Here is a 22,867-nt window from a genome sequence, read left to right on the forward strand (position 1 = left end):
ACTGATGACCATGCTGACCCTCAAGGATCCGACCCTGCTGACCGACCGCTGCCTGATCGGCGGTGAATGGACGGGCACGCCGGTCGACGATGTGCTCAATCCGGCTACCGGCGAGCGCGTCGGCGGAGTGCCGCGGTTCGGCGCTGGCGAGGCGCTCGCCGCCGTGCGCGCCGCGGGCGCGGCGTTTCCGAAGTGGTCGAAGCTGCTCGCCAAGGAGCGCGCCACGCGGCTGCGCCGCTGGAACGACCTGATCCTCGCCAACCGCGACGACCTCGCGCTGATCCTCACTTCGGAGCAAGGCAAGCCGCTGAGCGAAGCCAGGGGCGAGATCGATTACGCCGCCTCGTTCGTCGAGTTCTACGCCGAGGAGGCGCGGCGCATCTATGGCGAGACCATTCCCTCGCATCGCGCCGACTCGCGCACCCTCGTCATCAAGCAGCCGGTCGGCGTCGTCGCCGCGATCACGCCGTGGAATTTCCCAGCGGCGATGATCACCCGGAAGGTGGCGCCGGCGCTCGCCGCCGGCTGCACCGTGGTGGTCAAGCCGGCGCCGGAGACGCCGCTCACCGCGCTCGCGCTCGGCGTGCTGGCGGAGCGCGCCGGCATCGACGGCGGCATCCTCAACATCATCACCGGCGACGCGCCGGCGATCGGCAAGGTGCTGACCGAGAATCCGCTGGTGCGCGCCATCAGCTTCACCGGCTCGACCGAGGTCGGCAAGATCCTGATGCGCCAGGCGGCGTCCACGGTAAAGAAGGTCGGCCTCGAGCTCGGCGGCAATGCGCCGTTCATCGTGTTCGACGACGCCGATCTCGACGCCGCGGTGGAAGGCACGCTGGTGTCCAAGTTCCGCAACATGGGTCAGACCTGTGTGTGCGCCAACCGCATCTATGCCCAGGACAGCATCTATGACGCGTTCGTCGCCAAGCTCGCGGCGAAGGTCGCGACGCTGAAGGTCGGCAACGGCATCGACGACGGCGTGACGCAGGGCCCGCTGATCACCACGGAAGCGATCGACAAGGTCGAGCGCCATGTCGCCGATGCCACCGCCAAGGGCGCCAAGGTCGTGATCGGCGGCAAGCGTCACGCGCTCGGCGGCACGTTCTTCGAGCCGACGGTGCTGTCGGGCATCACCACCGACATGATCGTCACCGAGGAAGAGACCTTCGGTCCCGTCGCACCGGTCTACCGCTTCAAGGACGAGGCGGATGTCATCGCGCAGGCCAATGCGTCGCCCTACGGCCTTGCAGCGTATTTCTACGCCCGCGATCTTGGTCGCGTCTTCCGCGTCGCCGAGGCGCTGGAGTCCGGCATGGTCGGCGTCAACTCGGCGCTGCTCGGCGCGGACGTCGTGCCGTTCGGCGGCGTCAAGGAATCGGGGTTGGGACGCGAAGGCTCGCGCCACGGCATCGAGGAGTATGTCGACATCAAGTACATCCTGCTCGGCGGGCTCGACACGTAACGCCACAACGCTGCGACGACATGAAAAATGCCCGGCCTTGCGCCGGGCATTTGCGTTTGCTGGATCGTGCGCGGCGCGCGATCAATCGGGCATGTGCTCCGTCAGCGCCTTGTTGAGCGCACGCACGCGATCGTTGAGATCGACGATCTGCTCGACCGAAAGGCCCGAGCGCTGCAGCAGCGTTTCCGTCAGACAGCCGCTCTCGGCGCGCAGCGCCTTGCCCTGCGCGGTGAGGCTGACCACCACCTGGCGTTCGTCGGCGGGGTTGCGCTGGCGGGCGATGAAGCCCGCCTGTTCCAGCCGCTTGACCAGCGGGGTGATGGTGCTTGGCTCTAGCGCGAGGCGCTCGCCGATCGCGGAGATGGTCTGGCCGTCATTCTCCCACAGCGCGCTGAGCACGAGGTACTGGGGATAGGTGACGCCCAGGCCGTCGAGCAGCGGCTTGTAGGTGCGGTTGATCGCGATCGAGGTCGCGTACAGCGAAAAACACAGCTGCTGGTCAAGCGGAATGACGGGGGCGGGCATCGGGCGGTTCCCTGAAAACCATATTTGTCATGACCTTATCACAAAAATTATTATCGCGATAAGAATTATCTGGACAGGGGTCGTGAGCTCAGCTATCAATTAATTATCGCGATAATAATTATCGCAAAAATTAAAAGGAGCTTGTCATGTCCGTCATCCGCAAGGCCCTCGCTGCCGCCGTCTCCCTCAGCTTCACCGCGGCCATCATGCCCCAGGCCCACGCCCAACCTGCCCGCACCGACACGGCCATCAAGTCGGTGATCCTGGTTCATGGCGCCTTCGTCGACGGCTCGGGCTGGGAAGGCGTCTACAACATCCTGAAGAAGGACGGCTACAAGGTCACCATCGTGCAGAACGCGACCGCCACGCTGGCCGACGATGTCGCCGCGACGAAGCAGGCGATCGCCAACGCCGACGGCAAGGTCATCCTGGTCGGGCACTCCTATGGCGGCGCAGTGGTGTCGGAGGCCGGCAACGATCCGAAGGTGGCGGGCCTTGTGTATGTGGCCGCGTTCGCGCCGGACCAGGGCGAGTCGGTCGGCTCGCTGATCGCCCATCCCGTGCCGGGTGCGCCGGTGCCGCCGGTCCTGCCGCCGCAGAACGGCAATCTGCTTCTCGACAAGGCGAAGTTCGCGGCCGCCTTCGCCGCCGACGTCAAGCCGGAGCTCGCTGCATTCATGGCCGATGCGCAGGTGCCGTGGGGTGTCGCCGCGCTGAACGGCGCCGTGACGCAACCCGCGTGGAAGACGCACAAGAGCTGGTATCTGGTCACGACCGACGATCACATGATCCCGCCGGCGGCGCAGCGCGCGATGGCTGCCCGCGCCAAGGCGACGGTGACCGAAGTCGCCAGCAGCCACGCCATCTATGTGTCGCGGCCCAAGGCCGTCGCCGCGGTGATCGAACAGGCCGCCCGCGGTTCCGCCGACGCCAGATAACAGGCCGGCGAGCGCCCGCACCTCCATCAACGGACGCTTCCGCACCAAGACTTCCGCACCAAGACTTCCGCACCAAGACTTCCACACCAAGGCTCCCGGGGGCTCAGCCCCGGGAGCCTTTGGCGTCGTTGCTGCGGAGATGGTCGTGTCGACACCAAGCGTCGCGCGCGGGCGGACGGTGTGGGGACATCATGGATCGGAGAGGGACGAGGCGACTGCTGCGGCGAGAGCCGCGACGCTCAGTGCTTCTTGTCGGATTTCTTTTTGGGCGCGCGGCCGATGGCGCACTGCGCGTCGATGATGGCGCGGATCTTGTTGCCGTCGAGCAGGTCGGGCGCGCGGCGATAGCCCTTCTCCACCAGCTTCGCCTGGACGCTGCGCCAGTCGGCGTGGTCGCCCGAGGCGGCGAGCGCGACGGCCTCGCGGAACACCTCAACATCGTGCTTCTTCATCGACATGCTCTCGTAACTGGAATGCGACGGGGTCTGAACGATCGGCCAACGTCCCGGGCGGACGCATGGCGCAGGCGGCCCCGGTGACATACCCGTTTTTGCGCTGCATTCAAGGGCTGCGATGGTCGCGATCGCGGGAACCCGGGAGGACGGCAGGCGACGAACGCCGCTTCTTAATGTGGTTCTCGTGCGCGTCTTAATGCTTGTCTTAATTCCTGGCTGGTAGTGTCGCAGCGTGACGACCGCGCGATGTCGCTGGAGCTGCGACAGCACGCGGTATAATATGATGACCTGTCATGAATGAGTCTCCCGGCCGGCGAATCCGACCCGGAGGATGGCGATGCGCTGGATGCTGGTTCCGCTCGTTGTCGTGTCGATGCTTGGGCTCGCTGCCTGCGAACCCGAGACCGAGACGACGAGTTCGATCAAGCAGTGTACGGCCGGCCTCACCGGCACGCCGGCGCCGCGCAACCTCGATCAGTGTGTCCAGAGCTGCAAAATCTGCGAACACGGCAACACGCTGACCTGCACCACCGCCTGCAAGCTCAAGGGCGCGCTGTGACCGGACCGCGCGATGGCCGCGGCCGCATGCAGCGACCGGCGATCAGCGCCGCCAGCGTGAAGCCGAGACCGACCCAGCAGACGCCGGCCCATCCCTGCCAGTCCCACGCGAGGCCGGCGAGCGCGGCTCCTGCCGCGCCGCCGATGAAGAACAGTCCGGTGTAGAGCGCATTGAGGCGTCCGCGCGCTTCCGGCCGCACGGTGTTGATGGCGATGCGGCCCAGCGTCTGGTCGGCAAACAGCCCGAGATCGAGCAGCGCCGCCGCGAGCGTCAGCGCGGCGAGTGAAACAGACGGCGCGGCGGCCGATGCATGCACGGCCCAGGGACCGTCGGCGGCAAGGCCGGCGACCACGATGCCGGCGAGCGCCGTCACATGGGCGAGCGTGGTGGCGGGCGCGGACCAGCCCCGGTCGGCAATGCGCCCCGCCAGCGGGGCGATCACGGCGCCGGAGACGCCGGCGAGCGCGAACAGCGCGATGCCGCGCTGCCCCAGGTCGAACGGTGGAGCGGCGAGCCGCAGCGCCACCGCAGTCCAGAACGCGCTGAAGGCGCCCATCAGCAGGATCTGGTTGAGCGCGCGCTGCCACAGGACGGGTTCGCTCACCATCAGCGGACCGAGCGAGCGCACCAGCGCCAGGTAATTGGCGCGTCGCGCCGGCGGCCGCGCATCGACCATGCGTGCGAGCACCAGCGCGATGACGGCGATCGATGCCGCGGTGAGGGCATAGAACGCGCGCCAGCCGCAGAACTCCGCAACAAGGCTTGCGACCGGCCGCGACAGCAGCACGCCGATGACGATGCCGCTCTGGACGGTGCCGACCACGCGGCCGCGATCGGTGGCCGGGGCGAGGGAGGCGGCGACCGTCACCAGCATCTGCACGGCGGTGGTGGTGACGCCGATGGCGGCTGAGGCAATCAGGAACAGCACCGCGGTCGGCGCGGCGATGCTCAGCAGCAGCGCGGCGACGGCGCATGCCAGCGTGGTGACGATGAGCCGGCGGTGCGCGACGATATCGATCAGCGGCACCAGGAACACGAGGCCCGCGGCATAGCCGAACAGCGTCACCGTCGTGGTGAGGCTCGCCACCGCCGGGCCAAGGCCCAGTGCCGGGGCGATCAGGCCGATCAGCGGCTGCGACGCGTAGAGGTTGGAGACGATGACCGCGATCGCCGCGGTGAGGAACAGGACGCGTGCGGTCGTTATCGCCGGTGGCGGCGACGTCGAGGAAGACGACATGACAGATCCCTGGGACGAAGATGGTCTGGAGTGGGAGCGATGCAGGCGGCGGCGGTGCGCCGGCCGCGGATCAGGCCGCCGCCGCGCCGTGGGTGCGGGCGAGATGCTCGACGTAGTCGCGCAGGGTGTGCGGCGGCCGCTTGAGGATGGCGTTCAGCGTCAGGCTGTTGCCGCGCGAGCCGTAGCTGGAATAGGAGGCGAACACGCGCTCGAGTTGCGCGAGCTGCCGCGCGTCGTAGGGCGGCCGCGCCAGCTCGGCCCATGCGCTAAAGTCGAGCTCGGCGGCGGCGATCGGCCGGCCCAGCACAGCGCCGATCGTCGCCGCGATCTGGTAACGATCGAGCATTTCGTCGGCGCACAGCTCGAACGCGCCGCCGCTGAGGCGGTCGCCGGTAAGCGCCTCCGCCGCGACCTCGGCGACGTCGCGGTAATCGACGCGCGCCAGCGCCGCGCTGGCGGCAAACGGCTCGGCGAACGCCCCGGTGGCGAGGATCGCCGGCCAGGCGGCGGCGAGGTTCTGATAGACCGTCGCGGGATAGAGCAGCGTGTAGTCGAGCCCCGAGGTGAAGATCGCCTGCTCCACCGGCAGCTTGCTGCGGTGGTTGGCGAGATCGCCATTGGTCGGATGGATCACCGAGGAAAACACGATCTTGCGCACGCCGCTGGACCGCGCGGCGTCGACCAGCGCGACGCCGAGTTCGGCCTCGTCCGCGACGAACGCCGGGCCGATGTGAAACACCGCGTCGATGCCCGCGAGCGCCGGCTGCAGGCGGTCGGGGCGGCGCAGGTCGCCGATCGCAATCTCGCCGGCGCCGTTGGCGCGGGCGACCGCCTCGAGCGCGGGATCGCGCAGCAGGGCGCGGACCGTCGCGCCGCGGCGGGCGAGCGCGGCGGCGACCAGGCCGCCGAAGCGGCCGGCGGCGCCGATGACCAGGATCTTGGCAGGGGATGTCGACATGAGGGGTCTCCGTGATGCTGCAGCGCAGTTGGCAGAGTCCCGGATTTGTTGAGTAGTCGGACATTTTCTGAGATGGTCTCTCATAAATCGAGAGACCAGACATGAAGTCGCGCAAATCCCAGTCCGGACCGAAGCGGCTGGACGAGATCATGACCTTCCTGGCCGTCGTGGAGCACGGCAACCTGACCGCGGCGGCGCGCCATCTCGGCCGCCCGCTACAGTCCGCGAGCCGGCAACTTGCGGCGCTGGAGCGCGCCCTCGGTGTCGAACTGGTGCGGCGGACCACCCATCATTCCCAGCCGACCGAGGCAGGCCTTGCATTCTATCGGCGGGTCAAGCCGGCGCTGTCGGAGATCGAGGACGCGGGCCTGGAGGCCGCGAACCGCGGCGCCGAGCCGTCGGGCACGCTGCGCGTCGGCGCCTCGGTGCTGTTCGCGCCGATCTTCGTGGTGCCGCTGATCGCGCGCTTCATGGCGGGCCATCCGCGCGTCCTGGTCGACCTGCGGTTGTCGGACCGTTTCGTCGATCTCGCCGAGGAAGGGCTCGATCTTGCCATTCGTATCGGCGAGCTCGGCGACACCGATCTCAAGGCGCGGCGTCTCGGCGCGCAGCGCCGGGTGGTGTTTGGCGCGCCGTCCTATCTCGCCGCGCGCGGCCGCCCGCGGCATCCGCGCGATCTCGCCGACCATGCCTGCGTGATCCGCACCACGGATCCGGACCCGCATCGCTGGGAGTTCGTGATCGACGGCAAGCTCACCCATGTGAGGGTCGACGGCGCGTTCCGCTCCGACAGCACCACGGCGGTGCATGCCGCGGTGGCCGAAGGGCTCGGGCTCGGCGTCGCGCCGCTGTGGCAGCTGCGGCCGCTGCTGCAGGCCGGCGCGATCGAGATCCTGCTTGCGGACTACAAGCAGCCCCCGGTGCCGATTCATGCCGTGTGGCCGCCAAGCAAGCTGCTTGCGGCACGAACGCGGCTTTTCATCGACCATCTTGCGGCGGAGCTGGCGCGTGACGTCGACGCGCCGGTGTGATCGCGCAGCGGAGCTGTCACGGCACAATGCTGATGCAAGGTCCGGCGGCGAGGTTGCGGCGTTGATCTTCGCCGGCGCGTCGCGCCGCGCCCGCCGCAACAGGAGCGACCCGCCGTGCTCGATGCCCATTCCGTCGTCCCCATCGCCACCGCCGCCGCGCTGGCAGGCTGGGGAGGGCTTGTGCTCGCGTTGTTCGTCCGTTCGGCGCTGCCGGTGGCGCGGACGATCGCGACCGTGATCATTCCCGGCCTGCTCGCGCTTGCCTATGTGATGCTGTTCTCGCGGGGGTGGGACGGCCTGCATGGCGGCTTCGGTTCGCTGACACAGTTGCGCGCGCTGCTCGCCGACGATGCCGCGCTTGCCGCCGGCTGGCTGCATTATCTCGCCTTCGACCTGTTCGTCGGGGCCTGGATCGTGCACGAGAGCGACCAGTTCGATCTGTCGCCGTGGCTGATCGTGCCTTGCCTGGTACTGACCTGCGTGGCGGGGCCGGCGGGTCTGCTCGGCTTCATTGTCGTTCGCACGGTCGTCCCGCGGCTGACCGCGGCGGCGTCGTGATGCGCAGGCACGCGGCCGCGCGGCCGGTCGCCGGCATGCGCAACGATGCCGTCCGCAAGGCCGCGGCAATCGCCCGTGCATGAGCCCCGCGGGCCGGACGGCGCCGGAGCCCGATAAGCAGTTTCGATCAGCGTATTTTGCATTTCGCCTTGCCTGACAGGCCGGGGGCGGCAGACTGCAGCCTGCACTCCTCACGTTTCGGCCGGGGCGGCGGTTGCCGCGTCGGCCAGCAAGGCTGATCAAGACATGCGCACTCAGGTTGGAATCATCGGCGCCGGCCCGGCCGGACTGTTTCTCTCGCATCTGCTGCACCGTGCCGGCATCGACTGCGTCGTGCTCGAGGCGCGCAGCCGCGACTATGTCGAGGGACGGGTGCGCGCCGGCGTGCTGGAGCCGGGCACGATCGAGACGCTGGGCGCGCTGGGGCTCGACGCGCGCATGCATCGCGAGGGCATGATCGACGAAGGTCTCGACATGCGCTTTCGCGGCAAGACCATCCATCTCGACCTGCCGGAATTGACCGGCAAGCGCGTCATCATCTACGGCCAGCAGGAGGTGGTGAAGGACCTGATCGCCGCGCGCGTTGCCGCCGCCCAGCCGCTGCTGTTCGAGGCCAAGGTGTCCGAACTCGTCGACATCGACGGCGAGCGACCGCGCGTCCGCTTCACCCACAACGGCGAAGATCAGACGCTGGAGTGCGACTTCATCGCCGGCTGCGACGGCTTCCATGGCGTCAGCCGCGCCGCGATTCCGCAGGACAAGCTCAGCGTCTTCGATCGCGTCTATGATTTCGCCTGGCTCGGTGTGCTGTCGCGCTCGCGGCCGCTGGCGGACATGACCTACACCAACAGCGATCGTGGCTTTGCGCTGTGCAGCCGCCGTTCGATGCAGGTGTCGCGGCTCTACCTGCAGGTCGGCGCCGACGAGGATCCGGACAGCTGGTCCGACGCGCAGTTCTGGGACGAGCTGCACGCCCGCATGTTCGACGAGGGCCGTACCGAGATCGTCGAGGGCGAGATCTTCCAGCGCGATCTTGCGCGCCTGCGCTCGTTCATCGCAGCCCCGATGCAGTATGGCCGCCTGTTCCTTGCCGGCGATGCCGTCCACATCACGCCGCCGGCCGGCGCCAAGGGCCTCAACCTCGCCGTCGCCGACGTCCGCGCGCTCGCCGGCGCGGTCAGCCATTTCTACAAGAGCGGCCGGCGCGACAAGCTCGACCGCTATTCCGAGCACTGCCTCAAGCGGGTGTGGAAGGCGGTCGGCTTCTCCACGCGCCTCACGGGCCTGTTGCACAAATTCCCCGAGCACTCACCGTTCGAACGCGGGCTGCAGCTCACCGAACTCGAATACCTCCACACCTCCCGCGCCGCGCAGACGGCGATCGCCGAGCAGTATGTCGGCCTGCCGTTCGAGCCGATCTGAGGGGGCGCGATGATGCGCGCTCTCAGGACGGCTCGACTTTCCTCCTCATGGTGAGGAGCGCGGCCTTAAGGCTGCGCGTCTCGAACCATGAGGCCGAGGGGATGCGCCCTGTCCTGCTGTCTCCGGTCAGCGTATGGGCATTCATCCTTCGAGACGGCCGCTGTGCGGGCTCCTCAGGATGAGGGGAGAGACGGAGTGTGCCGTCATACTCAGCGTCATCACCGGGCCGACGCGAAGCGTCGAGACCCGGTGATCCAGCTTCAAAAGCTTTCGGCGGGTTGCGAGGAAGCTGGATTGCCGGGGCAAGCCCGGCAATGACGCCGTGGGCGGGGGGCATGCCCGTCGCCACACGTCGCGTCGCATCGGCTGTACAACGCCGGCCACGGGTCCCACATGCCGCACGCACGGTACACCGGGTTCGGCACCTCTACAGCTTCCCGATGGCATGCAGTTCGTCCATCAACAGCCGCGCGGCGAGCGAGGGGTTGGAGGCGGAGCGTTGCAGGATGCCGATGGGGCGGCGGGTCTCCGGCAGCGACAGCGGCAGGATCGCCAGCATCTTCGCGCCGATCTCGTGATGGTAGAGATGCGCCGACACAGCGGTGACGAGGTCGCTGTCAACCAGAAGCCCACGGGTGATGGCGAGGTCGGCGGTCTCCACCGCGACGCGCGCCTTGCCGAGGCCGCGCGCGGCCAGCGCGCGTTCCAGCAGTTCACGCGTCGGCGTGCCGCGCTGGGGCAGCACCCAACTGGCGGCGGAGAGATCCGCCGGCGCGATCTGGCGCTTGCGCGCCAGCGGATGGCTCTTGCGGACCACCAGCGACAGCACGTCATGGGTCACGACCTCGCGCGTCAGCCCGATGGTGTGCTCGGGATCGCGCAGCGCGCCGAGGATGAAATCGATGTCGCCGGCGCGCAACCGCATGGCGAGATGCTCGAACGATCCTTCCACCGTCGACACCGTCAGCTTGGGATACTGCTTCATCAGCGCGATGATCGCGGTCGGCAGCAGCCGCGCGCGTCCCAGCGACAGCGTGCCGACGACGACGCTGCCGGCCATCGCGCCCTGCAGCGAGGCGATTTCGAGTTCGCCGGCGCGGATCTCGGCGAGCGCACGGCGGATGTGCATGCCGAGCAGCGCGCCGAGCGGTGTCGGCTGCAGGCCGCCGGCGCTGCGGGTGAACAGCCGCACGCCGAGTCCGCTCTCGATCTCGCGCAGCGCCTGGCTCGCTGCGGGCTGCGAGATGCCGAGGCTGTCGGCGACCGCACCCATGTGATGCTGCTCGACCAGCTCGACGAACACCAGGAGACGCTGGCGGCCGATGGCGAGCGTGAAGGTCGGCGCCTGCGCCACCGACTTGACGTTCGGGCAGGCGGCGGTGAAGGCCGCGCGGGCGGTGTCCATCTCGGCGAACGCGCGCTCGACCCGGCCGAGCAGCGCGCGGCCGAACTCCGTGAGCAGCATGCCCTGCGCGCGCCGCTCGAACAGCGGCACGCCGACATCCTTCTCCAGTTCCTTGATGGTGCGCGTGACGGCCGACTGCGCCCGCCGGATCAGTTCGCTGGAGCGGATCACGCTGCCTGATTGGGCCACCGTGAGGAAGGCTCGCAGATGCCTGGTGTTCAGCACGTCCCGTCCCGTTTCCCTGCGTTCAGGTTGCATCGAGGGGGCGGGGTCGCCAGTCCTCACGATAAGCTTTTTAGATAGCGCCGTGCACGATTTGCGCCTAGGCAACGCCGCGCCGCAAGACAATTCTAGCGAGCAATTTCGCGCGGCAGATCTTCGCGCCGCGCAGACCCGTCAGACCAACCGCCCGACCGAAACATCCGTCGAACCCTGGAATCCGCGATGCAGCCACCGGCCCCCTATGTCATGCCGTCCTACGTGATCGACCGCGTCATGAAGAAGCGCGGACGGTTGCGGGTTTTCGACCGCTTCGAGCCGCGCGAGACCGCGCTCGTCGTCGTCGACATGCAGACGTTCTACGTCTCGGACGTGCCGCCGGCGATCGCCATCATTCCCAACATCAATCGCCTGGCGGGCGTATTCCGCGAGCGTGGCGGCCATGTCGCCTGGGTCAAGATGACCGCCGGCGAGGGCGGACGCAGCCTTTGGCCGTTGTATCATGATTACTTCTTCAGCAAGGAGAACGGAGAGCGTCACCGCGACAACCTCACCGAGGGCGCGCCGGGCCATGCGCTGCATCCCGATCTCGATCCGCGGGATGGCGACATCGTTGCCACCAAGACCCGCTTCAGCGCGTTTCTCCCCGGTGTCTCCGACCTGCCGGAGAAGCTTGCGGCGAAGGGCGTCCGCAATGTCGTGATCACCGGCATGCTGACCAATTTCTGCTGCGAGACCTCGGCGCGCGACGCCATGATGCTCGATTACCGTGTCGCCATGGTCTCCGACGCCAACGCCGCGCGTTTCGCCGAGGATCACAATGTCGGCTTTACCACGGTGTTCCAGAGTTTTGGCGACGTTGTCACGGTGGACGAGGTGATTGAGGATCTCGTGATTGGGGAGAAGGACAAGACAAGGGCGTGACTGAGCGCTGCGGCTTGCTGCCTGTACACCGTCATCCTGAGGAGCGAGCGCTTGCGAGCCTCGAAGGATGGACGGCCCGGGCAGCGGCCGTCGCCGTTCGAGGGCCGTGCAAGGGCGCGACCACCTCAGGGTGACGGGGTGGCTTCTTCGCTGTTGGGGATGCGAACCGGAGAGGGCGCTGCGTTGCTCGTTATCCGTCATCCTGAGGAGCGCGCGCTTGCGAGCCTCGAAGGATGGACGGCCCTGGCAGCGGCCATCGCCCTTCGAGGGCCGTGCAAGAGCACGGCCACCTCAGGGTGATGGATTGGTGGCTTGAGTGATTGGCGTCTTGAGTGTGAGTGAGGCGACGTGAGTGCTGCAACCGCCGACATTGCTGCTGTGCGGTGCCTGCGGATCGTGCAACTGCCAAAGGGCAAGTGCCAAAGGGCAAGTGGCGAAAGGCAAGTCTCTAAAGGCAAGTCCTCATAAGCGTTTTAGATGCCAATGTTCTGTTTTGCGGCTATCGCTGCTGCGGGGGTGGATCAGAATCGCTGTCGCCGGTCACATGCGGCGCGGCGGACGTTTCGCCCGGCAATGAAAAAGCGCCTTGCTGCCGTGTCGCGGCGGCGGGCGGGTGAAGGAAGGACAAGGCGAATGGCAAGGATCATCGGCGGCATCGGCTCCTCCCACGTGCCGACCATCGGGGTCGCTTACGACAAGAACAAGCAGGAGCAGCCGGCGTGGGCGCCGCTGTTCAAGGGGTTCGAGCCGGCGTTCGACTGGCTCAAGGAGAAGAAGCCCGATGTGCTGCTGTTCTTCTACAACGACCATCTCAACGCGTTCTTCTACGACCTCTATCCCACCTTCGCGCTCGGCGTCGCGCCGAGCTACGATGTGGCCGACGAGGGCGCCGGCCGCCGGCCGCTGCCGACGCTTGCCGGCCATCCCGGCCTTGCCACCCACATCGCCGAGAGCCTGATCAACGACGAGTTCGACCTCTCCGTGTTTCAGGACCGGCCGCTCGACCATGGCGTGTTCTCGCCGCTGCCGCTGCTGTGGCCGCACAAGGATGGCTGGCCGGGCGCGGTGATCCCGATCGAGGTCAATGTCGTGCAGTACCCGCTGCCGACGGCGATGCGCTGCTTCAAGCTGGGCCAAGCGCTGCGCCGCGCGGTGGAATCCTATCCGGAGGATCTCTCGGTGGTGGTGGTCGGCACCGGCGGGCTGTCGCACCAGATCCATGGCGAGCGCACCGGCTACAACGACACCGATTGGGACATGCGCTTCATCGATCTCATCGAGAAGGACCCGATGACGCTCGCGAACATGCGCCATGTCGATTACATCCGCCTCGGCGGCGCCGAGAGCGTCGAGGTCATCATGTGGCTGGCGATGCGCGGTGCGCTCAGCGACGACATCACCAAGGTGCACCAGAACTACTATCTCGCCACCACCACCGCGATGACCGTGCTGGTGTTCGAGGAGAACAACCCGGGCGCGCCGGCGACGACGCAGGCCCGCAGCGGCAATCCGCAGCTCGCCGGTGTCGAGGATATCGCCGGCACCTACGCCTTCGACATCAAGACCGGCACCGAGCGAATCCGCCTCAACCGCTTCTTCTGGAACATGAAGGAGCCGGCGTTCCGCGATGCGTTCGAGCAGGACGAGGCGGCGGCGTGCCGGAAGGCCGGCCTGACCGCGGAGGAGGAAAAGCTGGTGCGCGAGCGCGACTGGATCGGCCTCGTGCGCTACGGCGCCAACTTCTTCGTTCTGGAGAAGTTCGCCCGTCTGGTCGGCAAGACCAATCTCGAGGTCTATGCCTCGATGCGCAACGAAAGCTTCGAGGAATTCCTGGCGACCCGCCAGGTGCCCGACGCGCGCTGAGACCGCTGACACTTTCACGTCCGGGCGCGCCGCGCCCGGACCAATGACGACAAGGGGCCCGTGAGGCCCTGCCAATCAGGAGACATCTCGATGCCAGGCTTGCGCGGTGGGTGGGGTTTCAGGGGGAGGGCGGCCGCTGGCCTTGCGGCCCTGCTCGCGGTGCTGGCGCCGGCGGCGTCCCGCGCCGCGGACGGCAAGCTGACCATCGGCGTGGTGCTGCCGATGTCCGGCGCCTTCGCCGACCAGGGCCAGCATTACGACAACGGCATCAAGCTGTACCAGAAGCTGCACGGCACCACGGTCGCCGGGCTCACGGTCGAGACCGTGGTGCGCGACGACCAGGGCCCGGGCTCGGGCGATCTCGCCCGCCGCCTGACCCAGGAGCTGATCGTCCGCAACAAGGCCGACGTCATCCTCGGCTACAGCTTCACGCCCAACGCCATGGCGGCAGCGTCGCTGCTGACGGAAGCGAAGAAGCCGGCGGTGATCGTCAATGCGGCCACGTCAGTCATCACCGAGAAGTCGCCGTACTTCGTGCGCGCGTCCTTCACCCTGCCGCAGCTCGCGGCCTCGCTCGGGCGCTGGGCGGCACGCAACGGCATCAAGACCGCCTATACCATCGTCTCCGACTACGCGCCGGGCATCGACGCCGAGACCTGGTTCAAGCAGAGCTTCGAGGCGCGCGGCGGCAAGGTGATCGGCGACGCCCGCACGCCGGTCAGCGCCATGGAGTACGCCCCGTTCCTGCAGCGCGCTATGGAGGCCAAGCCTGACGCGGTGTTTGCATTCAATCCCGGCGGCGACGTCTCCGTCGCCTTCATGAAATCGGCCAGGGAACGCGGCCTGACCAAGGCGGGCATCAAGCTGATGGTCACCGGCGACGTCGTCGACGACAACCTGTTGCCGGCGATGGGCGATGCGGTCGACGGCGTGATCTCGACGCTGCACTACCAGGTCGACCTCGAGAACCGCGCCAACGCCGAATTCCTGAAAGGCTTTCGCGAGATGTTCGGCGCCACTGCGGTGCCGAGCTATCGCGTGGTGCAGGGCTATGACGCCACCGCCATGATCTACAAGGCGGTCGAGAAGACCAAGGGCAACCTCGACGCCGCGGCGCTGATGGAGGCATTCAAGGGCATGACCATCGACAGCCCGCGCGGCCCGATGTCGATCGATCCGGCGACCCGCGACGTCGTCCAGAACATCTACATCCGCCAGGGACAGCTGAAGGACGGCGTCTGGCGCAATGTCGCCATCGACTCCATCGAGGACGTCAAGGACCCCGCGAAGTAATGAGCGGCCTGATCTCCGTCATCGCCGATGGCGTCGCCTACGGCATGCTGCTGCTGTTGTTCTCGGTCGGCCTGTCGGTGACGCTGGGACTGATGCGGTTCATCAACCTCGCCCATGGCGCGTTCGCCATGTGCGGCGGCTATGTCGCGGCGCTGGCGCTGGGCCGTGGCGGCGTGCCGTTCCTGCTGACCCTGCCGCTCGCCTTCGGCGTTACCGCGCTGGTCGGTGTCGCCGCCGAGCGCACCGTCATCCGCCATGTCTACGCGATGCCGGCGCTGCAGCAGGTGCTGTTCTCGATCGGGCTCGCCTTCGCCGCCAGTGCCGTCGCCACCATCCTGTTCGGGCCGCAGCAGCAGGCGATGCTGCTGCCGGACTGGTTGACGCAGCCGGTCGACCTGTTCGGCCTGCACATCGGCGGCTATCGCGTGTTCCTGGTGCTGGCGGGCCTGCTCGCGACCGCCGCGTTGTTCCTGCTGTTCAACCGTACGCTGTTCGGCGCCCGCATCCGCGCCGCCGTCGATAGCCGCCGCACGGCGGAGGGGATCGGCATCAATGTCGACCGCCTGTTCGCGGTGGCGTTCGGCCTCGGCGCCGGGCTCGCCGGCCTCGGTGGCGCGCTGTCGGTCGGCTTTCTCGGTCTCGATCCGACCTTTCCGTTCAAGTATCTCACCATCGTGCTGATGGTGGTGGCCATCGGCGGCCCCGGCTCGATCGGCGGCTCGGTGCTCGCGGCGCTCGGCCTTGGCGTCATCGACGCGGTGTTCAAGTATCTCTGGCCCGAGGTCGGCTCGTTTGTGATCTATGGGCTTCTGGTGATCATGATGATCGCATGTCCCACCGGCCTTGCGGGGCGTCGCGCATGAAGACGCTGCCCTCCGTCGGCCTTGGCTGGCTGCTGCTCGCCGCTGCGCTGATCGCCTGCTGGCTGCTGCCGGATTACCTGCTGCTGCTCGGCAACCTCTGCATCCTCGCCATCTTTGCGCTGTCCTATGATCTCCTGCAGGGCCATGCCGGCATTGTGTCGCTGGGCCATGCGGCATTCTTCGGCATCGGCGCCTTCACAGCGGCGCTCATGGCCCACGCCGGCGTTGCCGAGCCGCTGCTCGGGCTTGCGGGTGCGACGCTGCTCAGCGCGGCGGTGGCATTCTGCCTGACGCCCATCGTGGTGCGCGGCAACGATTTCACCCGCCTGCTGGTGACGCTCGGCATCGGCTTCCTGTTCTATGAGGCCGCCAACAGCGCGCGCTGGCTCACCGGCGGCGCCGACGGCATGCCGGATTTCGAGGTCGGCCCGGTGCTGGGGCTGTTTTCGTTCGATTTCCTCGGCCGCACCGCGTTCTTCTATGCGCTTGCCGTGCTGGTCGCGGTGTTCGTACTGCTGCGGCGGGTGACGCAGTCGCCGTTCGGCCTCGCGCTCAGCGGCCTTCGCGAGAACAGCCGCCGCATGCCGGCCATCGGCGCGCCGGTCGCGCGCCATCTTGCCATGGCCTACACGTTGTCCGGCGCCATCGCCGGGCTCGCGGGGGCGGTGCTGGCGCAGACCACGCGCTTCGCCTCCATCGACATGCTCGGCTTCGACCGTTCCGCCGAGGTGATGATGATGACCACCATCGGCGGCTCCGGCAGCATTCCCGGCGTCGTGCTTGGCGCAGCGGCGTTTGGTTTCCTCAAGGATTATCTCTCCTCGGTGTCGCCGAAATACTGGCACCTCGGTCTCGGCCTCGTGCTGATGGCCTCGGTGTTCGTGATCCGCGGCGGCATCGTCGGCGCGCTCACTGTCGGCGTCGGGGCGCTGCGGCGGCGGATCGGAGGCGCGCGATGACGACGGACACGACGAACGCCATCGCCGCCAGCGGCCTCACCGTGCGCTTCGGCAACTTCACCGCCGTCGGCGGCGTCGATCTCGGCATCGCCGCCGGCAGCCGCCATGCCCTGATCGGCCCCAACGGCGCCGGTAAGACCACGCTGGTGCATGCGCTCACCGGCGGCCTGCGGCCGACCGCGGGCAGCGTCCATCTCGGCGGCCGCGACGTCACGCGGCTGCGCGAGGCAGGCCGCGTTCGCCTCGGGTTGGCGCGCACCTACCAGATCAACCAGCTGTTCCGGGGCCTCAGCGTCCTCGACAACGTCATGCTCGCGATCTTCGAGCGCGACCGCAAGACCTTCGCGTTCTGGCGCCGCGCGTCGCGCGACAGCGCCGTGATCGAGGAGGCGCGCGGCCATCTCGCCTTCGTCAACCTCGCTGATCATGCCGAGCGCATCGTCGCGACGCTGCCCTACGGCCTGCAGCGCCTCCTCGAGATCGCGGTGGCGCTGGCGACGAAGCCCAAGGTGCTGGTGCTGGACGAGCCCGCGGCCGGCGTGCCGGCGGCGCAGAGCGAGGCGATCTTCGAGCGCATCCATGCGCTGCCGCGCGAACTGACGCTGGTGTTCGTCGAGCACGACATGAACCTCGTCTTTCGTTTCGCCGAGCGCATCACCGTGCTGGTCGCCGGCCGCGTCCTGACCGAGGGCACGCCGGCGGAGATTTCGGCCGACGAGCGCGTGCGCGAGGTCTATCTCGGCCGCAGGGGGCACCATGCCGCTGCTTGAGATCGACAACCTCACTGCCGGTTACGGCGAGGCCGTGGTGCTCGACGACATGAGTCTTGCCGTCGACGAGGGCGAGTGCCTTGCGGTGCTCGGCCGCAACGGTGTCGGCAAGACCACGTTGATGCTGGCGGTGATGGCCCATGCCCGGCGCTTTGGGGGCGCGCTGCGCTTCGCCGGCGAGGACATCGCCCGCCTGCCGGCCAATGAGCGGGTGCGGCGCGGCCTCGGCTGGGTGCCGCAGGAGCGCGACATCTTTCCCTCGCTCACTGTCGAGGAAAACCTGCTGGTCGCCCACCGGCGCGGCGGCCGCTTCGACCTCGCGGCGATCTACCACCTGTTCCCGCGGCTGCGGGAGCGGCGGCGAAACGGCGGCGACCGCCTGTCCGGTGGCGAGCAGCAGATGCTGGCGATCGGCCGCACGCTGATGACCGATCCGCGTCTGCTGCTGCTCGACGAGCCGTTCGAGGGCCTCGCGCCGGTGATCGTCGACGAACTCGAAGACACGCTCAAGCGCCTGCGCAGCGAGTTCGGCTTTGCGGTGGTGCTGGTCGAGCAGCGCGCCGAGGACGTGCTGCTGCTGTCCGACCGCGCCATCGTCCTCGACCGCGGTCGTATCGTGCTGCAGGGCCAATCGGCGGCGCTGCTCGCAGACTTTGGCAAGGTGCATGAATGGATCGCGGTGTAAGCGAGGGGGCAGCGAACCATCTCCTCATCTTGGGAATCTGATCGGAAAGGCACGCGCCGACCTTAATGTTTGTCGTCGCCGGGCTTGTCCCGGCGACCCCGATCAGGGGGGGGGGGGTGGCCGGGACAAGCCCGGCCACGACGGAGAAAAAGGAAAGCGCCGTAAGAGTCACTGCCTCATGGTTCGGGACGCGCGGCATGCCGCGCTCCTCACCACGAGGAGAATGCGAGGCGCGAGGAGACGTGGTCATGAAAGACAGCCTGCTGGCCGGCACCATGGCCGAAATGACGGCGACCGCGGTCGCGGCTGCTGCGCGGCGCAAGGCGGCGGTGCTGCTGCCGGTCGGCGTGATCGAGGCCCATGGCCCGCACCTGCCGGTCGGCACCGACGCCTTCATCGCGCTGGCGCTGTGCAAGGCGACGCAGCGCTATGCGGCAGAGGCCGGCCGCGAGACCTTCATCGCGCCGCCCTACTACTGGGGCATCAACGCGGTGCTCGGCGAATTCACGGGTTCGTTCCGCATCCGCGCCGAGACCGCGAAAGCGCTGCTCGCCGACGTCATCGCCTCGCTGATCGCCAATGGCTTTCCGGAGGTCCACATCGTCAGCCACCATGGCGACCGCGCCCACAACGAGATGATCCTCAGCGTGCTGCGCGAAGTCCATGCGCAGGGCCATGCCGGCGTGCGGCTGCTGTACACGCCGGTGCGCTGGAAGATGATCGAGCGCCTCGGCGAGACCGGCAAGGAGCCGTGGTGGGTGCCGTGGGACTATCACCCGCGGCTCGAGGATTTCCGCCTCACCGGCATCCTCGGCGTCCATGCCGACGAGTACGAGACCGCGGCGATCGTGCGCTATCATCCGGAGACGGTGGATTTCGAGGCGCTGCGCAAGCTCGCGCCGACGCAGCTGACGCTGGAGGATCTCGCAGCCTGGCGGACTGGCGGCGAGGCCGCGCGGCGGCTGACACCCGACGGCTATTTCGGCGCACCGAACCCGATCGACCCCGAGCTGTGGCGGCACTACGACGAGACCGCGCGCATCCTGGCGGCGGCAATCGGTTGAGGGATGCCGGGAAGGCCGCTGCGGCGCGCGGCCGTCACTCTTCGATGTATGCGGCGCCCTGGCGGGAATTCTTCTTCTTCTTGCCGGCCATCTGCTTGAGGAAGCAGACCTCGAGCTGGTCGCCGTTGAGGCGCTCGAGCTCGCAGCGGCGGTAGACGAGGCCGGTCGACGACAGCAGCAGGAAGAATTCCTTGAGGTTGAGGCCCTCGACGGACCCCTCGACGATCAGCGAGGCGTTGGTGTCCGAGATGCTCTCGACGACGCAGTTGCGCCGCCAGGTGCCGTCGATGCCCATCAGGTGCGCGGTGATGCCCCGTGAAAACGTGACGCGATCGACCTCGGCTTTCTCGGCAGGCATGGATGACGTCCGGTTCGCGCGACGGCCGGAACCCGGTCAGACGCATTCAGACAACAATAGGCAGCCTGAAACTAACAAGCCGTATAGACGTGGCCCCGGCCGGGGAGCGCTCGGTTCTATTCCGGTCATCATGTACCGCCTGCGACGCCCTGTCGCATGAGTGATCCCGCCGGCAAGGGCGGGCACCGATTGCACTCAGTGCATGGGTGGCTGCGCCGAAGGTAATAGCTTGCACCGGGCCGGCGCCTGACCGGCGCGCAGGGCGGCTGGCGAAAACCGTCATGGCTCCGGGACTTATGCGTTACGCGCAGATCGAAAGCGCCGCTCATCGCCGCGACCGCCGCGGGCCGGACGGCAGGCGGCATGACAGGGATGCGCGGGCGAGCGGAGACGACCGCGGAATTTCGCGAGAAAGGTTCGCGATCACGGCCGCCGGGACGTGCCGCCGGCCGCTGCCGGGAGGCGGGTGCGGCGTCGCCGGACCTGTCACCTCACCAAGACCCTGGGACCTTGCGCGATGGACGATGCCGAGCTGCAGAAGATCGCCGCCGACAACGAGAACCTGATCCTGAACGCCGAGAATCCGGGCGAAGCGCTGCGGGCGATCCTGCGCTCGGCCGACGTGGTCTACGGCGTCTACCCGGCGCAGGGCGGCTGCGCCAAGCTGCTGATCAAGGGGCAGGGCCTGCTCGACGGCAAGCATGTGCCGCGCAAGCTCACCGCCGTGCCGTGCCGTTCGGCGGAAGAGGCGCGCACGCTGCAGGCGACATTTGGCGACGGCGGCGCGCGCCGCTGAGTCGCGCCGCCCCTGTTTTCAAGGCTTTCGTTAACGCCAATCATGTCGACGCAGCGGCGCCGCGCGCGGCCGCATCCGTGTTTGCGGCGGATTCCTGCCTCGCCACTGTCGCAATTGAGCATCGGTCGTTGCAGGAATGTCGCAGTCGGGATTCGAATCCGGCGCGGCGCGCGGCGATCGTTGACTGTGCGGCCTTCCGTGCCGTTACGTGAATGCCATGCAGGCGCAAGGTTCGTTTTCCGCCGATGTGCGGTTGATCTTGCGGATGGACCTGCGAAGTGGTGGGGCGGGCGTAAGGACGTAAATGATGCTGCAGATCGTTGCCATGTGTGGTGGTCTCCTGAGCGCCGGGATTTTCCTCGCCCACGCCTACGACATGTTCCAGAACTCGGCTCCGCGCCGGAGCTGATCCTCTCTCTCGTTCTTGCTTCTCGTCTGCGATCCCGGCTGCGGCTCTCGCCCCCAAGGCGCGTCCGGCCGCCGGGACCGATGACCCGGCCGCAAGGCCGCGACGGCCCGCCGCCGGCCCTGCCAGGGCCCTTTCAGGGCCGTGTTACCGTTCTGGTCGCCCCCCCCTGGGGCCGCGTCCCCCTACCCATCCAGCTTCCTGGTCGGTATCCTTCTTGGCGCTGCCATGCGCAGCACGCCTTGCTCAATTTGCATGCCTGTACTGGTTCTGGGCCCAAGATGACCGGTCATATTGGATCGGCGCACTGAGGGATGAAGGGACCACGCGCATGCTGCTGGCGGTCGAGGCGGTCGAGCGCTTCTGGCAGGACAGCGCGCCGCGCCGGGCCATGCTCAGCGGCCGGAGCCTGTCGCCGGTCGCGCGCCTGAAGCAGCACTTTCACCGTCTCAACACGTTCAATCTCGACATGGGTTGCCTGATCGGCAACTTCAGCGCCGAGTTGCCGGCGCAGAGCCGGCCGGTGCGCGCCTGGCAATGATCTGGGCGGCCTGGAGCAAGGGCGTCGAAATCTCTGTGCGCGACGCCGCCGAAGCCGGCCAGCTGCGGCCGGGCCTCGTCCCGGGCGATGTCGCTGCTTTCCTGATCAGCGCCTGGGAAGGGGCGCTGCTGCGCGCCAAGATCGATCACGACCACAGCGCGCTGGAGCGTTTCAAGCGCGTCGTGTTCGCCGGCCTGTTCGTCTGAGCAGGGCGGGAACCGGACAGGACGCGATCGACCGTCGATCGACGTGTTTCGTCGCCCACGCCCGTCGGCATGCCGACGCCTGCGTCCATCGTTCTGGCCCGTATGCTAATCTTTCGCTTTCGACGAACTCCGCCGGAACCGGGCGGGCGGGCGCGGTCGCCGCGTCTACACCAGCCCGAGATCGGTCGGCGCAACCGCCGCGAAGATGCGCTCAAGGCTCGGCTTCTCCAGGCCGTACATGCGCTGGAACAGGCCGGAGAAGAAGCTGCGGTAGTCGGTCAGCACCGGGTAGTCGCGGTTCTGGAACAGTTTTGGCTGCTCGACCTTGACCTGCTCGCCGAGAATGCGCCCGCCATTGATGCCGCCGCCCAGCACCCAGTAGACGCTGCCATGGCCATGGTCGGTGCCGTGGTCGCCATTCTCGCGGAACGTGCGGCCGAACTCGGAGATCACGACCACGACGGTGTCGCGCCAGCCGGCCGGCCCGATCTCCTCGGAGAAGCCGGCGAGCGCGCGGCCGAGTTCGCCGAGCCGGTCGGCGAGATAGCCGTTGGCGGCGCCCTGGTTGACATGGGTGTCCCAGCCGCCGACGTCGACGAAGCCCAGATTGAACTGCTCGCGCATCAGGCGGCCGATGCGCCGCGCCGACAGCTCGAAGCCGCGCGGCGACACCGCGCCGCGGTTGGCCGCCGTCATTTCCTCGGACACCGCGCGGTAGACGTCGTCGCGCACGCGAAAACCTTCCGACACTGAGCTCGCCAGATCGCTGTTGTCGTACATGCTCTTGATCAGCCGCGCCTGGCGGTCGTCGATGCCGGGCTTGCCGACGCCGTTGATGCCGATGTTGGGGATCTGGGCCTTGCCGCGGAAGGTCAGCGGCAACTGATCGGTGAAGGCGATCGGCTTGACGCGGGTCAGCTCGCTCGCGAGGCGGCTCATGAAGCCGGAGCGGTAGTCGCGCGAATGGCTCACCGCCTGGCCCAGCTCGATGGTGTCCTGGGTCTCGAAATGGCTGCGGCTGAGGTCGTCGGCGGTGCCGGCGAACGGGATGAAGGCGATCTCGCGCTTGCCCCACAGCGGATAGAGCGTGTCGCGCAGCACCGGGTGCAGGCCCCAGTCGGCGTCGAGCGCCAGCGCGGCGTTGGGATTGCCGACATCGGGCTTGGCGATCGCCAGCGTCGGCCGCGACGCACGGTAGAAATCGCTGGACACGGGGATGACGACATTGGCGGCGTCGTAGGCGCCGCGCAGGAACACCACCAGCAGGCGCGCGTCGGTGGCCGGCGCCGCCCACACCCGCCCGGCCACCGTGAGCGGCGCCATCGCCGCGAAGGCCTTGATGAGATCACGACGGTTCATGGTCGGCTCCT

General features: G+C 67.9%; 24 protein-coding genes. 17 read left to right on the top strand and 7 right to left on the bottom strand.

Annotated elements, in window-relative coordinates; all coding sequences use genetic code 11:
- Positions 1 to 10: 10 nt before the first annotated feature.
- The gene (locus JQ639_RS28060) at positions 11 to 1,462 is read left to right on the top strand and encodes an NAD-dependent succinate-semialdehyde dehydrogenase (protein ID WP_211964891.1); all 1,452 of its coding nucleotides are present in this window, start codon (positions 11 to 13) and stop codon (positions 1,460 to 1,462) included.
- 81 nt (positions 1,463 to 1,543) lie between these two features.
- Here JQ639_RS28060 and JQ639_RS28065 read toward each other — a convergent pair whose 3' ends face one another.
- Positions 1,544 to 1,987: a MarR family winged helix-turn-helix transcriptional regulator gene (locus JQ639_RS28065; RefSeq protein ID WP_211962606.1), complete on the bottom strand. Its 444-nt coding sequence runs from the start codon at positions 1,985 to 1,987 to the stop codon at positions 1,544 to 1,546.
- Between the two features lie 206 nt (positions 1,988 to 2,193).
- On the opposite strand from JQ639_RS28065, the gene JQ639_RS28070 reads away from it, so the two are divergent.
- The gene (locus tag JQ639_RS28070; protein WP_211964893.1) at positions 2,194 to 2,925 is read left to right on the top strand and encodes an alpha/beta hydrolase; all 732 of its coding nucleotides are present in this window, start codon (positions 2,194 to 2,196) and stop codon (positions 2,923 to 2,925) included.
- Between the two features lie 239 nt (positions 2,926 to 3,164).
- On the opposite strand, the gene JQ639_RS28075 is transcribed toward JQ639_RS28070, so the two are convergent.
- The gene (locus JQ639_RS28075) at positions 3,165 to 3,377 is read right to left on the bottom strand and encodes a hypothetical protein (RefSeq protein WP_211962607.1); all 213 of its coding nucleotides are present in this window, start codon (positions 3,375 to 3,377) and stop codon (positions 3,165 to 3,167) included.
- Positions 3,378 to 3,717: 340 nt separating this feature from the next.
- On the opposite strand from JQ639_RS28075, the gene JQ639_RS28080 reads away from it, so the two are divergent.
- On the top strand, positions 3,718 to 3,939 hold the full coding sequence (locus JQ639_RS28080; RefSeq protein WP_211962608.1) for a hypothetical protein: 222 nt from the start codon (positions 3,718 to 3,720) through the stop codon (positions 3,937 to 3,939).
- Here the strand turns inward: JQ639_RS28080 and JQ639_RS28085 are convergent.
- Complete coding sequence (locus JQ639_RS28085; RefSeq protein WP_211962609.1) at positions 3,923 to 5,176, bottom strand: MFS transporter; 1,254 nt, start codon at positions 5,174 to 5,176, stop codon at positions 3,923 to 3,925. The genes JQ639_RS28080 and JQ639_RS28085 overlap by 17 nt on opposite strands.
- Before the next feature lie 70 nt (positions 5,177 to 5,246).
- Positions 5,247 to 6,134, bottom strand: a complete 888-nt coding sequence (locus JQ639_RS28090; RefSeq protein ID WP_211962611.1) for an NmrA family NAD(P)-binding protein — start codon at positions 6,132 to 6,134, stop codon at positions 5,247 to 5,249.
- A gap of 101 nt (positions 6,135 to 6,235) precedes the next feature.
- On the opposite strand from JQ639_RS28090, the gene JQ639_RS28095 reads away from it, so the two are divergent.
- The 3 genes from JQ639_RS28095 to JQ639_RS28105 all read left to right on the top strand — a co-directional run bounded on the left by JQ639_RS28095 (position 6,236) and on the right by JQ639_RS28105 (position 9,145).
- Positions 6,236 to 7,165, top strand: a complete 930-nt coding sequence (locus JQ639_RS28095) for a LysR family transcriptional regulator (protein ID WP_211962614.1) — start codon at positions 6,236 to 6,238, stop codon at positions 7,163 to 7,165.
- Between the two features lie 114 nt (positions 7,166 to 7,279).
- Positions 7,280 to 7,723 (top strand): abscisic acid-deficient protein Aba4 family protein, encoded by a 444-nt coding sequence (locus JQ639_RS28100; RefSeq protein ID WP_211962616.1) that lies wholly within the window; start codon positions 7,280 to 7,282, stop codon positions 7,721 to 7,723.
- A gap of 246 nt (positions 7,724 to 7,969) precedes the next feature.
- On the top strand, positions 7,970 to 9,145 hold the full coding sequence (locus JQ639_RS28105; protein WP_211962618.1) for a 4-hydroxybenzoate 3-monooxygenase: 1,176 nt from the start codon (positions 7,970 to 7,972) through the stop codon (positions 9,143 to 9,145).
- Between the two features lie 427 nt (positions 9,146 to 9,572).
- Here JQ639_RS28105 and JQ639_RS28110 read toward each other — a convergent pair whose 3' ends face one another.
- Positions 9,573 to 10,775, bottom strand: coding sequence for a LysR family transcriptional regulator (locus JQ639_RS28110; RefSeq protein ID WP_211962620.1), 1,203 nt, complete (start codon positions 10,773 to 10,775; stop codon positions 9,573 to 9,575).
- A 219-nt stretch (positions 10,776 to 10,994) separates the two neighbouring features.
- Here JQ639_RS28110 and JQ639_RS28115 point away from each other — a divergent pair, with 219 nt between their 5' ends.
- The 8 genes from JQ639_RS28115 to JQ639_RS28150 all read left to right on the top strand — a co-directional run bounded on the left by JQ639_RS28115 (position 10,995) and on the right by JQ639_RS28150 (position 19,190).
- Positions 10,995 to 11,693 carry an isochorismatase family protein gene (locus JQ639_RS28115; protein ID WP_211962622.1) on the top strand — a complete coding sequence of 233 codons (699 nt, stop codon included), beginning with the start codon at positions 10,995 to 10,997 and terminating at the stop codon, positions 11,691 to 11,693.
- 633 nt (positions 11,694 to 12,326) lie between these two features.
- Positions 12,327 to 13,556, top strand: coding sequence for a gallate dioxygenase (locus JQ639_RS28120; RefSeq protein ID WP_211962624.1), 1,230 nt, complete (start codon positions 12,327 to 12,329; stop codon positions 13,554 to 13,556).
- Between the two features lie 90 nt (positions 13,557 to 13,646).
- Positions 13,647 to 14,849: an ABC transporter substrate-binding protein gene (locus JQ639_RS28125; RefSeq protein WP_211962626.1), complete on the top strand. Its 1,203-nt coding sequence runs from the start codon at positions 13,647 to 13,649 to the stop codon at positions 14,847 to 14,849.
- Complete coding sequence (locus tag JQ639_RS28130; protein ID WP_211962628.1) at positions 14,849 to 15,712, top strand: branched-chain amino acid ABC transporter permease; 864 nt, start codon at positions 14,849 to 14,851, stop codon at positions 15,710 to 15,712. Before JQ639_RS28125 ends, JQ639_RS28130 begins: the two co-directional genes overlap by 1 nt.
- A complete protein-coding gene (locus JQ639_RS28135) occupies positions 15,709 to 16,671 on the top strand; it encodes a branched-chain amino acid ABC transporter permease (RefSeq protein ID WP_211962630.1) in 963 nt (320 codons plus the stop codon). Before JQ639_RS28130 ends, JQ639_RS28135 begins: the two co-directional genes overlap by 4 nt.
- Positions 16,668 to 17,441, top strand: a complete 774-nt coding sequence (locus JQ639_RS28140) for an ABC transporter ATP-binding protein (RefSeq protein WP_211962632.1) — start codon at positions 16,668 to 16,670, stop codon at positions 17,439 to 17,441. Before JQ639_RS28135 ends, JQ639_RS28140 begins: the two co-directional genes overlap by 4 nt.
- On the top strand, positions 17,428 to 18,126 hold the full coding sequence (locus tag JQ639_RS28145) for an ABC transporter ATP-binding protein (RefSeq protein ID WP_211962634.1): 699 nt from the start codon (positions 17,428 to 17,430) through the stop codon (positions 18,124 to 18,126). Before JQ639_RS28140 ends, JQ639_RS28145 begins: the two co-directional genes overlap by 14 nt.
- Before the next feature lie 248 nt (positions 18,127 to 18,374).
- Entirely contained in the window at positions 18,375 to 19,190 is an 816-nt protein-coding gene (locus tag JQ639_RS28150) for a creatininase family protein (RefSeq protein WP_211962636.1), read from the top strand.
- 34 nt (positions 19,191 to 19,224) lie between these two features.
- Here the strand turns inward: JQ639_RS28150 and JQ639_RS28155 are convergent, their stop codons facing one another.
- Entirely contained in the window at positions 19,225 to 19,548 is a 324-nt protein-coding gene (locus JQ639_RS28155; RefSeq protein WP_211962638.1) for a PilZ domain-containing protein, read from the bottom strand.
- Between the two features lie 517 nt (positions 19,549 to 20,065).
- Between JQ639_RS28155 and JQ639_RS28160 the strand changes: the two genes are divergently transcribed.
- From JQ639_RS28160 to JQ639_RS28170, 3 genes are all read left to right on the top strand, one after another.
- Positions 20,066 to 20,344, top strand: coding sequence for a hypothetical protein (locus JQ639_RS28160; protein ID WP_211962640.1), 279 nt, complete (start codon positions 20,066 to 20,068; stop codon positions 20,342 to 20,344).
- A 737-nt stretch (positions 20,345 to 21,081) separates the two neighbouring features.
- Positions 21,082 to 21,291, top strand: coding sequence for a hypothetical protein (locus JQ639_RS28165; RefSeq protein ID WP_211962642.1), 210 nt, complete (start codon positions 21,082 to 21,084; stop codon positions 21,289 to 21,291).
- Positions 21,288 to 21,497, top strand: coding sequence for a TetR family transcriptional regulator C-terminal domain-containing protein (locus JQ639_RS28170; RefSeq protein WP_211962644.1), 210 nt, complete (start codon positions 21,288 to 21,290; stop codon positions 21,495 to 21,497). The genes JQ639_RS28165 and JQ639_RS28170 overlap by 4 nt, the downstream gene beginning before the upstream one ends.
- 165 nt (positions 21,498 to 21,662) lie before the next feature.
- Here JQ639_RS28170 and JQ639_RS28175 read toward each other — a convergent pair whose 3' ends face one another.
- Positions 21,663 to 22,856, bottom strand: a complete 1,194-nt coding sequence (locus JQ639_RS28175) for a DUF1501 domain-containing protein (protein ID WP_211962646.1) — start codon at positions 22,854 to 22,856, stop codon at positions 21,663 to 21,665.
- Between the last annotated feature and the right edge of the window lie 11 nt (positions 22,857 to 22,867).

Source organism: Bradyrhizobium sp. U87765 SZCCT0048, assembly GCF_018131225.1.
Lineage (GTDB): Bacteria > Pseudomonadota > Alphaproteobacteria > Rhizobiales > Xanthobacteraceae > Bradyrhizobium_A.